We start from the raw sequence: 12,215 nt of genomic DNA on the forward strand, positions 1-12,215 counted from the left end.
AGAGGTTTTAATCATGGCAACTGTTTCCATGCGCGACATGCTCAAGGCTGGTGTTCACTTCGGTCACCAGACCCGTTACTGGAACCCGAAAATGAAGCCGTTCATCTTCGGTGCGCGTAACAAAGTTCACATCATCAACCTTGAGAAAACTGTACCGATGTTCAACGAAGCTCTGGCTGAACTGAACAAGATTGCTTCTCGCAAAGGTAAAATCCTTTTCGTTGGTACTAAACGCGCTGCAAGCGAAGCGGTGAAAGACGCTGCTCTGAGCTGCGACCAGTTCTTCGTGAACCATCGCTGGCTGGGCGGTATGCTGACTAACTGGAAAACCGTTCGTCAGTCCATCAAACGTCTGAAAGACCTGGAAACTCAGTCTCAGGACGGTACTTTCGAAAAGCTGACCAAGAAAGAAGCGCTGATGCGCACTCGTGAGCTGGAGAAACTGGAAAACAGCCTGGGCGGTATCAAAGACATGGGCGGTCTGCCGGACGCTCTGTTTGTAATCGATGCTGACCACGAACACATTGCTATCAAAGAAGCAAACAACCTGGGTATTCCGGTATTTGCTATCGTTGATACCAACTCTGATCCGGACGGTGTTGACTTCGTTATCCCGGGTAACGACGACGCAATCCGTGCTGTGACCCTGTACCTGGGCGCTGTTGCTGCAACCGTACGTGAAGGCCGTTCTCAGGATCTGGCTTCCCAGGCGGAAGAAAGCTTCGTAGAAGCTGAGTAATAAGGCTTGATAACTCCCCCAAAATAGTTCGAGTTGCAGAAAGGCGGCAAGCTCGAGAATTCCCGGGAGCTTACATCAGTAAGTGACCGGGATGAGCGAGCGAAGACAACGCATCTACGGCGCGAAATATGAAGGGGGGAGAGCCCTTATAGACCAGGTAGTACACGTTTGGTTAGGGGGCCTGCATATGGCCCCCTTTTTCACTTTTATATCTGTGCGGTTTAACGCCGGGCAGATCACATCTCCGAGGATTTTAGAATGGCTGAAATTACCGCATCCCTGGTAAAAGAGCTGCGTGAGCGTACTGGCGCAGGCATGATGGATTGCAAAAAAGCACTGACTGAAGCTAACGGCGACATCGAGCTGGCAATCGAAAACATGCGTAAGTCCGGTGCTATTAAAGCAGCGAAAAAAGCAGGCAACGTTGCTGCTGACGGCGTGATCAAAACCAAAATCGACGGCAACTACGGCATCATTCTGGAAGTTAACTGCCAGACTGACTTCGTAGCGAAAGACGCTGGTTTCCAGGCATTCGCAGACAAAGTTCTGGACGCAGCTGTAGCTGGCAAAATCACTGACGTTGAAGTTCTGAAAGCACAGTTCGAAGAAGAACGTGTTGCGCTGGTAGCGAAAATTGGTGAAAACATCAACATTCGCCGCGTTGCTGCGCTGGAAGGCGATGTTCTGGGTTCTTATCAGCACGGTGCGCGTATTGGCGTTCTGGTTGCTGCTAAAGGCGCTGACGAAGAGCTGGTTAAACACATCGCTATGCACGTTGCTGCAAGCAAACCAGAATTCATCAAACCAGAAGACGTATCCGCTGAAGTGGTAGAGAAAGAATACCAGGTACAGCTGGACATCGCGATGCAGTCTGGTAAGCCGAAAGAAATCGCAGAGAAAATGGTTGAAGGCCGCATGAAGAAATTCACCGGCGAAGTTTCTCTGACCGGTCAGCCGTTCGTTATGGAACCGGCAAAAACTGTTGGTCAGCTGCTGAAAGAGCATAACGCTGAAGTGACTGGCTTCATCCGCTTCGAAGTAGGTGAAGGCATCGAGAAAGTTGAGACTGACTTTGCAGCAGAAGTTGCTGCGATGTCCAAGCAGTCTTAATTATCGAAAAGGAGCCGCCTGAGGGCGGCTTCTTTTTGCGCCCATCTTGTAAATTCAGCTAACCCTTATGGGGCTGCGCTGAAAAGCGACGTACAATGTCGCTGGTATTAATTCATTTCAATCGTTGACAGTCTCAGGAAAGAAACATGGCTACCAATGCAAAACCCGTCTATAAACGCATTCTGCTTAAGTTGAGTGGCGAAGCTCTGCAGGGCACGGAAGGCTTCGGTATTGATGCAAGCATACTGGATCGCATGGCTCAGGAAATTAAAGAGCTGGTTGAACTAGGTATTCAGGTTGGTGTGGTGATTGGTGGGGGTAACCTGTTCCGTGGCGCTGGTCTGGCGAAAGCGGGTATGAACCGCGTTGTGGGCGACCACATGGGGATGCTGGCTACCGTAATGAACGGTCTGGCAATGCGTGATGCACTGCACCGCGCCTATGTGAACGCTCGTCTGATGTCCGCTATTCCGTTGAATGGCGTGTGCGACAGTTACAGCTGGGCAGAAGCAATCAGCCTGTTGCGTAACAACCGTGTGGTGATCCTCTCCGCCGGTACGGGTAATCCATTCTTCACCACTGACTCCGCAGCTTGCCTGCGCGGTATCGAAATTGAAGCCGATGTGGTGCTGAAAGCGACCAAAGTTGATGGTGTGTTTACCGCTGATCCAGCGAAAGATCCAACTGCAACTATGTATGAGCAGCTGACTTACAGCGAAGTGCTGGAAAAAGAGCTGAAAGTCATGGACCTGGCGGCCTTTACGCTGGCTCGTGACCACAAATTACCGATTCGTGTTTTCAACATGAACAAACCGGGTGCACTGCGCCGTGTGGTAATGGGTGAAAAAGAAGGAACATTAATCACGGAATAATTCCCGTGATGGATAAATAAGGGTAAGATTCCGCATAAGTATCGCGGGGGCGTAAGTCTGGTTATAAGGCGTTATTGTTGCAGGCAGTCTGGTCACGGCCAGCGCGCAGCAACCGGAGCGTACATAAGTACGTGAGGATGGCGAGCACTGCCCGGGGCCAAAATGGCAAATAAAATAGCCTAATAATCCAGACAATTACCCGTAATATGTTTAATCAGGGCTATACTTAGCACACTTCCACTGTGTGTGACTGTCTGGTCTGACTGAGACAAGTTTTCAAGGATTCGTAACGTGATTAGCGATATCAGAAAAGATGCTGAAGTACGCATGGACAAATGCGTTGAAGCGTTCAAAACCCAAATCAGCAAAATACGCACGGGTCGTGCTTCTCCCAGCCTGCTGGATGGCATTGTCGTGGAATATTACGGCACGCCAACGCCGCTGCGTCAGCTGGCAAGCGTAACGGTAGAAGATTCCCGTACTCTGAAAATCAACGTGTTTGACCGTTCAATGTCTCCGGCCGTTGAAAAAGCGATTATGGCGTCCGATCTCGGCCTGAACCCGAACTCTGCGGGTAGCGACATTCGTGTTCCGCTGCCGCCGCTGACGGAAGAGCGTCGTAAAGATCTGACCAAAATCGTTCGTGGCGAAGCTGAACAGGCGCGTGTTGCAGTACGTAACGTGCGTCGTGATGCGAACGACAAAGTGAAAGCACTGTTGAAAGAAAAAGAGATCAGCGAAGACGACGATCGCCGTTCTCAGGACGATGTACAGAAACTGACTGATGCTGCAATCAAGAAAATTGAAGCGGCGCTGGCAGACAAAGAAGCAGAACTGATGCAGTTCTGATTTCTTGAACGACAAAAAACGCCGCTCAGTAGATCCTTGCGGATCGGCTGGCGGCGTTTTGCTTTTTATTCTGTCTCAACTCTGGATGTTTCATGAAGCAACTCACCATTCTGGGCTCGACCGGCTCGATTGGTTGCAGCACGCTGGACGTGGTGCGCCATAATCCCGAACACTTCCGCGTAGTTGCGCTGGTGGCAGGCAAAAATGTCACTCGCATGGTAGAACAGTGCCTGGAGTTCTCTCCCCGCTATGCCGTTATGGACGATGAAGCGAGTGCGAAACTTCTTAAAACGATGCTACAGCAACAGGGTAGCCGCACCGAAGTCTTAAGCGGGCAACAAGCTGCCTGCGATATGGCGGCGCTTGAAGATGTTGATCAGGTGATGGCGGCGATTGTGGGCGCTGCTGGCCTGTTACCTACCCTTGCCGCGATCCGCGCCGGTAAAACCATCCTGCTGGCAAACAAAGAATCACTGGTCACCTGCGGACGTCTGTTTATGGACGCAGTAAAGCAGAGTAAAGCACAGTTATTACCGGTCGATAGCGAACACAACGCCATTTTTCAGAGTTTACCGCAACCTATTCAGCATAATCTGGGATACGCTGACCTTGAGCAAAATGGCGTGGTGTCCATTTTACTTACCGGGTCTGGTGGCCCTTTCCGTGAGACGCCCTTGCGTGATTTGGCAACAATGACGCCCGATCAAGCATGCCGTCATCCGAACTGGTCGATGGGACGTAAAATTTCTGTCGATTCGGCTACCATGATGAATAAAGGTCTGGAATACATTGAAGCTCGCTGGTTGTTTAACGCCAGCGCCAGCCAGATGGAAGTGCTGATTCACCCGCAGTCAGTGATTCACTCGATGGTGCGTTATCAGGACGGCAGCGTTCTGGCGCAACTGGGCGAACCCGACATGCGTACGCCAATTGCCCACACCATGGCATGGCCGAATCGCGTGAACTCTGGCGTGAAGCCGCTCGATTTTTGCAAACTAAGTGCGTTGACATTTGCCGCACCGGATTATGAGCGTTATCCATGCCTGAAACTGGCGATGAAGGCGTTCGAACAGGGCCAGGCAGCGACGACCGCATTGAATGCTGCAAACGAAATCACTGTTGCAGCCTTTCTTGCGCAACAAATCCGCTTTACGGATATCGCCGCGTTGAATTTATCCGTGCTGGAAAAAATGGATATGCGCGAACCACAAAGTGTGGACGATGTGTTGTCTGTTGATGCCAATGCGCGTGAGGTCGCCAGAAAAGAGGTGATGCGTCTCGCAAGCTGAGGATAATCCGGCTACAGAGAGTCGTGCTATTTGTTAGCGTAGGGCTTCAGTGATATAGTCTGCGCCATCTGATCGTCAGTAGTTGGCTTTGTAAGGTCAGATATGCCGTGGTTTTACACGGCTTTTTTTTGTATAGGCTTCAGTATTCCTGAGTACCGTAAACCCTATCAGGGAATAAAAAACGCGTGATGTTGTCTGCTACTCAACCACTTAGCGAAAAATTGCCAGCACATGGCTGTCGCCATGTTGCGATCATTATGGACGGCAATGGTCGCTGGGCAAAAAAGCAAGGGAAGATTCGTGCCTTTGGGCATAAAGCCGGGGCAAAATCCGTCCGCCGGGCTGTCTCTTTTGCGGCCAACAACGGTATTGAGGCGTTAACGCTGTATGCCTTTAGTAGTGAAAACTGGAACCGACCAGCGCAGGAAGTCAGTGCGTTAATGGAACTGTTTGTGTGGGCGCTTGATAGCGAAGTAAAAAGCCTGCACCGACATAACGTGCGTCTGCGTATTATTGGCGATACCAGTCGCTTTAACTCGCGTTTGCAAGAACGTATTCGTAAATCTGAAGCGTTAACTGCCGGGAATACCGGTCTGACGCTAAATATTGCGGCGAACTACGGTGGACGTTGGGATATTGCCCAGGGAGTCAGGCAACTGGCTGAAAAGGTGCAGCAAGGAAACCTGCAACCGGATCAGATAGATGAAGAGATGCTTAACCAGCATGTCTGTATGCATGAACTGGCCCCTGTAGATTTAGTAATTAGGACTGGGGGGGAGCATCGCATTAGTAACTTTTTGCTTTGGCAAATTGCCTATGCCGAACTTTACTTTACAGATGTTCTTTGGCCCGATTTCGATGAACAAGACTTTGAAGGGGCGTTAAATGCCTTTGCTAATCGTGAGCGTCGTTTCGGCGGCACCGAGCCCGGTGATGAAACAGCCTGATGGGGGTCGCTTTTGCTGAAGTATCGCCTGATATCTGCTTTTGTTTTAATACCCGTAGTCATCGCGGCGCTGTTTTTGTTGCCGCCGGTGGGGTTCGCCATTGTTACGCTGGTAGTTTGTATGCTGGCGGCGTGGGAATGGGGACAGCTTAGCGGTTTTACCACTCGCTCGCAGCGGGTATGGCTGGCGGTGCTGTGCGGGTTATTGCTGGCGCTGATGCTTTTTCTATTGCCGGAATATCATCGGAATATTCATCAACCACTGGTTGAAGTCTCACTTTGGGCTTCGCTTGGTTGGTGGGGTGTTGCGTTATTATTGGTGCTATTTTACCCCGGTTCGGCGGCAATCTGGCGCAACTCTAAAACGTTACGCATTATTTTCGGTGTATTAACCATTGTGCCTTTCTTTTGGGGCATGCTGACGTTACGTGCCTGGCACTATGACGAGAATCATTACAGTGGTGCGATATGGCTGCTCTATGTCATGATCCTGGTCTGGGGAGCTGACTCAGGGGCATATATGTTTGGCAAATTATTTGGCAAACATAAGCTGGCGCCGAAGGTTTCTCCGGGTAAAACCTGGCAAGGTTTTATTGGCGGACTCGCGACCGCAGCAGTAATCTCATGGGGTTACGGTATGTGGGCGAATCTCGACGTCGCCCCCGTCACCTTACTCATTTGCTCTATTGTCGCAGCTCTAGCCTCTGTGCTCGGCGACTTAACTGAGAGCATGTTTAAGCGCGAAGCAGGAATTAAGGACAGCGGTCATTTAATTCCAGGACACGGTGGTATTTTAGATCGTATTGATAGCCTGACGGCTGCTGTGCCGGTCTTTGCTTGCCTGTTGTTGCTGGTATTCAGGACGCTTTAACGGAAGGTATTATGCTGAGTTTTCTCTGGGATTTGGCTTCGTTCATCGTTGCACTGGGTGTGCTTATCACCGTGCATGAATTTGGTCATTTCTGGGTTGCCCGGCGCTGTGGTGTTCGCGTTGAGCGTTTCTCGATAGGTTTTGGTAAGGCGCTCTGGCGCCGCACTGACAAACTCGGCACCGAATATGTCATCGCCCTGATCCCCCTGGGCGGTTATGTCAAAATGCTGGATGAACGCGCAGAACCGGTTGTTCCGGAACTTCGCCACCATGCCTTCAACAATAAAACTGTTGGCCAGCGTGCAGCGATAATCGCCGCAGGTCCGGTTGCAAACTTCATTTTTGCTATCTTTGCTTACTGGCTGGTTTTTATCATTGGTGTTCCCGGCGTTCGCCCGGTTGTTGGTGAAATATCAGCCAACTCGATTGCCGCACAAGCACAAATTGTACCTGGCACGGAACTAAAAGCTGTAGATGGTATCGAAACGCCTGATTGGGATGCCGTGCGCTTACAACTGGTTGACAAAATCGGCGACGAAAGCACCACCCTTACGGTGGCACCTTTTGGCAGCGATCAACGACGAGATGTAAAGCTTGATTTGCGAAACTGGGCGTTTGAGCCTGATAAGGAAGATCCGGTATCTTCTTTGGGTATTCGCCCTCGTGGTCCGCAAATTGAACCTGTACTGGAAAATGTGTCACCAAACTCAGCGGCAAGTAAGGCGGGTTTGCAAGCAGGCGACAGGATCGTTAAAGTCGATGGTCAGCCATTAACGCAATGGCTGACGTTTGTGATGCTTGTCCGGGATAACCCGGATAAACCGTTAGCGTTAGATATCGAAAGACAGGGGAGTCCCTTGTCTGTGACATTAATCCCGGAGAGCAAACCGGGTAAGGGTAAAGCGATTGGTTTTGCCGGCATTGAGCCGAAAGTCATTCCTTTGCCAGACGAGTATAAAGTTGTACGCCAGTATGGACCGTTCAACGCCATCGTTGAGGCCACGGACAAAACGTGGCAATTGATGAAGCTGACGGTCAGTATGCTGGGAAAATTGATCACCGGTGATGTGAAACTGAACAACCTCAGTGGGCCGATCTCTATCGCCAAGGGGGCTGGGATGACAGCGGAACTCGGGGTTGTTTATTACCTGCCGTTCCTTGCGCTTATTAGCGTGAACTTAGGGATAATTAACCTGTTTCCGTTGCCCGTACTTGACGGGGGGCATCTGCTGTTCCTTGCGATCGAAAAGATCAAGGGCGGACCGGTATCCGAGCGGGTTCAAGACTTTTGTTATCGCATTGGCTCGATTTTGCTGGTGCTGTTAATGGGGCTTGCACTTTTCAATGATTTCTCTCGGTTATGAGAGTTAGTTAGGAAGAACGCATAATAACGATGGCGATGAAAAAGTTGCTCATAGCGTCGCTGCTGTTTAGCAGCGCCACCGTATACGGTGCTGAAGGGTTCGTAGTGAAAGACATTCATTTCGAAGGCCTTCAGCGTGTCGCCGTTGGTGCGGCCCTCCTCAGTATGCCGGTGCGCACAGGCGACACGGTTAATGATGAAGATATCAGTAATACCATTCGCGCTCTGTTTGCTACCGGCAACTTTGAGGATGTTCGCGTCCTTCGTGATGGTGATACCCTTCTGGTTCAGGTAAAAGAACGTCCGACCATTGCCAGCATCACTTTCTCCGGTAACAAATCGGTGAAAGATGACATGCTGAAGCAAAACCTCGAGGCTTCTGGCGTGCGAGTGGGGGAATCCCTCGATCGCACCACCATTGCCGATATCGAGAAAGGTCTGGAAGACTTCTACTACAGCGTCGGTAAATACAGCGCCAGCGTAAAAGCTGTCGTGACCCCACTGCCGCGTAACCGTGTTGACCTAAAACTGGTGTTCCAGGAAGGTGTGTCAGCTGAAATCCAGCAAATCAACATTGTTGGTAACCATGCTTTCACCACCGACGAACTGATCTCTCATTTCCAGCTGCGTGACGAAGTGCCGTGGTGGAACGTGGTAGGCGATCGTAAATATCAGAAACAGAAACTGGCGGGCGACCTTGAAACCCTGCGCAGTTACTATCTGGATCGCGGTTATGCCCGTTTCAACATCGACTCTACCCAGGTCAGTCTGACTCCAGATAAAAAAGGTATCTACGTCACGGTAAACATCACCGAAGGCGATCAGTACAAACTCTCTGGCGTTGAAGTGAGCGGTAACCTTGCCGGGCACTCTGCGGAAATCGAACAGTTGACTAAGATCGAGCCGGGTGAGCTGTATAACGGCACCAAAGTGACCAAAATGGAAGATGACATTAAAAAACTTCTCGGTCGCTACGGTTATGCCTATCCGCGCGTGCAGTCGATGCCTGAAATCAACGACGCCGACAAAACCGTTAAATTACGTGTGAACGTTGATGCGGGTAACCGTTTCTACGTACGTAAGATCCGTTTTGAAGGTAACGACACCTCGAAAGATGCCGTCCTGCGCCGCGAAATGCGCCAGATGGAAGGTGCCTGGTTAGGCAGCGATCTGGTCGATCAGGGTAAAGAACGTCTGAATCGTCTGGGCTTCTTTGAAACGGTTGATACCGATACCCAACGTGTTCCGGGTAGCCCGGACCAGGTTGACGTGGTCTACAAGGTAAAAGAGCGCAACACCGGTAGCTTCAACTTTGGTATCGGTTACGGTACTGAAAGTGGTGTGAGCTTCCAGGCTGGCGTGCAGCAGGATAACTGGTTAGGTACCGGTTATGCTGTTGGTATCAACGGGACCAAAAACGATTACCAGACCTATGCTGAATTGTCGGTAACCAACCCGTACTTCACTGTAGATGGTGTAAGCCTTGGCGGTCGTGTCTTCTATAATGACTTCCAGGCAGATGACGCTGACCTGTCCGACTATACCAACAAGAGTTATGGTACAGACGTGACGTTGGGCTTCCCGATCAACGAATATAACTCGCTACGTGCGGGTTTGGGTTATGTCCATAACTCCCTGTCCAACATGCAGCCGCAGGTTGCGATGTGGCGTTATCTCTACTCTATGGGTGAGCATCCAAACACCTCTGATCAGGATAACAGCTTCAAAACGGACGATTTCACGTTTAACTATGGTTGGACCTATAACAAGCTCGACCGTGGTTACTTCCCGACGGATGGTTCCCGTGTCAACCTGACCGGTAAAGTGACCATTCCGGGATCGGATAACGAATACTATAAAGTGACGTTAGACACGGCGACCTATGTGCCGATCGACGACGATCACAAATGGGTTGTTCTGGGTCGTACTCGTTGGGGCTACGGTGATGGTTTAGGCGGCAAAGAAATGCCGTTCTATGAAAACTTCTATGCAGGTGGTTCCAGCACCGTGCGTGGCTTCCAGTCCAATACCATCGGTCCGAAAGCGGTTTACTTCCCGCATCAGGCCAGTGATTATAATCCGGACTACGATTATGAATGTGCAACTCAGGACGGTGCAACCGACCTGTGTAAATCGGATGATGCAATCGGGGGGAACGCTATGGCGGTTGCCAGCCTGGAACTCATCACTCCGACGCCGTTCATAAGCGATAAGTATGCCAACTCGGTCCGTACCTCCTTCTTCTGGGATATGGGTACCGTTTGGGATACTAACTGGGATTCAAGTCAGTACTCTGGATATCCGGACTATAGTGATCCAAGCAATATCCGTATGTCTGCGGGTATCGCATTACAATGGATGTCCCCATTGGGGCCGTTGGTGTTCTCCTACGCCCAGCCGTTCAAAAAGTACGATGGAGACAAGGCTGAACAGTTCCAGTTTAACATTGGTAAAACCTGGTAAGTGTTCTCCACAAAGGAATGTAGTGGTAGTGTAGCGATGACTTTAGGCGATCTCGATAAGATCGCCGGGCCACGCAAAGAACTGCACCTTCCGGTGCAAATGGGATGGTAAGGAGTTTATTGTGAAAAAGTGGTTATTAGCGGCAGGTCTCGGTTTAGCACTGGCAACTTCTGCTCAGGCGGCTGACAAAATTGCAATCGTCAATATGGGCAGCCTGTTTCAGCAGGTAGCACAGAAAACCGGTGTTTCTAACACGCTGGAAAATGAGTTCAAAGGCCGTGCCAGCGAACTGCAGCGTATGGAAACTGATCTGCAAGCTAAAATGAAAAAGCTGCAGTCCATGAAAGCCGGCAGCGATCGCACTAAGCTGGAAAAAGACGTGATGGCTCAGCGCCAGACTTTTGCTCAGAAAGCGCAGGCTTTTGAGCAGGATCGTGCACGTCGTTCCAACGAAGAACGCGGTAAACTGGTTACTCGTATCCAGACTGCTGTGAAATCCGTTGCCAGCAGCCAGAGCATCGATCTGGTTGTTGACGCAAACGCCGTTGCTTACAACAGCAGCGATGTAAAAGACATCACTGCTGACGTACTGAAACAGGTTAAATAAGTAATGCCTTCAATTCGACTGGCTGATTTAGCGCAGCAGTTGGATGCAGAACTACACGGTGATGGCGATATCGTCATCACCGGCGTTGCGTCCATGCAATCTGCACAAACAGGTCACATCACGTTCATGGTTAACCCTAAATACCGTGAACATTTAGGCTTGTGCCAGGCGTCCGCGGTTGTCATGACTCAGGACGATCTCCCTTTCGCGAAAAGTGCCGCGCTGGTAGTGAAGAATCCCTACCTGACTTACGCGCGCATGGCGCAAATTTTAGATACCACGCCACAGCCCGCGCAAAACATTGCACCGAGTGCAGTGATCGACGCGACGGCGAAGCTGGGTAACAACGTATCAATTGGCGCTAACGCGGTGATTGAGTCCGGCGTTGAACTGGGCGATAACGTGGTTATCGGCGCCGGTTGCTTCGTTGGTAAAAACAGCAAAATCGGTGCAGGTTCGCGTCTTTGGGCGAACGTGACGATTTACCATGAGATCCAGATTGGTCAGAATTGCCTGATCCAATCCGGAACTGTGGTAGGCGCAGACGGCTTTGGCTATGCCAACGATCGTGGTAACTGGGTGAAGATCCCGCAGATTGGTCGCGTAATTATTGGCGATCGCGTGGAGATCGGCGCATGTACCACCATCGATCGCGGTGCGCTGGACGACACCGTTATTGGCAATGGCGTGATCATTGATAACCAGTGCCAGATTGCACATAACGTCGTGATTGGCGACAATACGGCGGTTGCCGGTGGCGTCATTATGGCGGGCAGCCTGAAAATTGGTCGTTACTGCATGATCGGCGGTGCCAGCGTAATCAACGGGCATATGGAAATATGCGATAAAGTGACGGTTACGGGCATGGGTATGGTGATGCGTCCCATCACTGAACCAGGCGTCTATTCCTCAGGCATTCCGCTGCAACCCAACAAAGTCTGGCGCAAAACCGCTGCACTGGTGATGAACATTGATGACATGAGCAAGCGTCTGAAGTCGCTTGAGCGCAAGGTTAATCAACAAGACTAACGTTCCATCTTTTGTTCGCCAAACTTTACGGCCTGTCTCATTCTTACGATTGCGGCAGGCCGTGTTATTATTGTCGT

Annotated in this window: 11 protein-coding genes; all 11 read left to right on the forward strand. The window is 50.7% G+C overall.

Translation table 11 applies throughout. The features are described from left to right. The first annotated feature begins 13 nt into the window (after nt 1-13). The 11 genes from rpsB to lpxD all read left to right on the forward strand — a co-directional run bounded on the left by rpsB (nt 14) and on the right by lpxD (nt 12,138). Entirely contained in the window at nt 14-739 is a 726-nt protein-coding gene (rpsB, locus tag D9738_RS17535) for a 30S ribosomal protein S2 (protein WP_000246884.1), read from the forward strand. 258 nt (nt 740-997) lie between these two features. Then, nucleotides 998-1,849 carry a translation elongation factor Ts gene (gene tsf / locus D9738_RS17540; RefSeq protein WP_000818112.1) on the forward strand — a complete coding sequence of 284 codons (852 nt, stop codon included), beginning with the start codon at nt 998-1,000 and terminating at the stop codon, nt 1,847-1,849. Nucleotides 1,850-1,995: 146 nt separating this feature from the next. Further along, nucleotides 1,996-2,721 (forward strand): UMP kinase, encoded by a 726-nt coding sequence (gene pyrH / locus D9738_RS17545; protein WP_000224573.1) that lies wholly within the window; start codon nt 1,996-1,998, stop codon nt 2,719-2,721. Nucleotides 2,722-3,012: 291 nt separating this feature from the next. Further along, the gene (gene frr / locus D9738_RS17550) at nt 3,013-3,570 is read left to right on the forward strand and encodes a ribosome recycling factor (protein ID WP_000622419.1); all 558 of its coding nucleotides are present in this window, start codon (nt 3,013-3,015) and stop codon (nt 3,568-3,570) included. Nucleotides 3,571-3,662: 92 nt separating this feature from the next. Beyond that, the gene (gene ispC, locus D9738_RS17555) at nt 3,663-4,859 is read left to right on the forward strand and encodes a 1-deoxy-D-xylulose-5-phosphate reductoisomerase (RefSeq protein ID WP_130205022.1); all 1,197 of its coding nucleotides are present in this window, start codon (nt 3,663-3,665) and stop codon (nt 4,857-4,859) included. A gap of 188 nt (nt 4,860-5,047) precedes the next feature. Beyond that, complete coding sequence (gene ispU, locus D9738_RS17560) at nt 5,048-5,806, forward strand: (2E,6E)-farnesyl-diphosphate-specific ditrans,polycis-undecaprenyl-diphosphate synthase (protein ID WP_112014149.1); 759 nt, start codon at nt 5,048-5,050, stop codon at nt 5,804-5,806. Nucleotides 5,807-5,818: 12 nt separating this feature from the next. After that, on the forward strand, nt 5,819-6,676 hold the full coding sequence (gene cdsA, locus D9738_RS17565) for a phosphatidate cytidylyltransferase (protein WP_130205024.1): 858 nt from the start codon (nt 5,819-5,821) through the stop codon (nt 6,674-6,676). Between the two features lie 11 nt (nt 6,677-6,687). Then, on the forward strand, nt 6,688-8,040 hold the full coding sequence (gene rseP, locus D9738_RS17570; protein WP_130260760.1) for a sigma E protease regulator RseP: 1,353 nt from the start codon (nt 6,688-6,690) through the stop codon (nt 8,038-8,040). Between the two features lie 29 nt (nt 8,041-8,069). Continuing rightward, nucleotides 8,070-10,502, forward strand: coding sequence for an outer membrane protein assembly factor BamA (gene bamA, locus D9738_RS17575; RefSeq protein ID WP_130205028.1), 2,433 nt, complete (start codon nt 8,070-8,072; stop codon nt 10,500-10,502). Between the two features lie 121 nt (nt 10,503-10,623). After that, nucleotides 10,624-11,109, forward strand: a complete 486-nt coding sequence (gene skp / locus D9738_RS17580; protein ID WP_000758958.1) for a molecular chaperone Skp — start codon at nt 10,624-10,626, stop codon at nt 11,107-11,109. Nucleotides 11,110-11,112: 3 nt separating this feature from the next. Then, the gene (lpxD, locus tag D9738_RS17585; protein ID WP_064524990.1) at nt 11,113-12,138 is read left to right on the forward strand and encodes a UDP-3-O-(3-hydroxymyristoyl)glucosamine N-acyltransferase; all 1,026 of its coding nucleotides are present in this window, start codon (nt 11,113-11,115) and stop codon (nt 12,136-12,138) included. Nucleotides 12,139-12,215: the final 77 nt, after the last annotated feature.

The organism is Escherichia sp. E10V5 (assembly GCF_004212315.1).
Classification (GTDB): domain Bacteria; phylum Pseudomonadota; class Gammaproteobacteria; order Enterobacterales; family Enterobacteriaceae; genus Escherichia.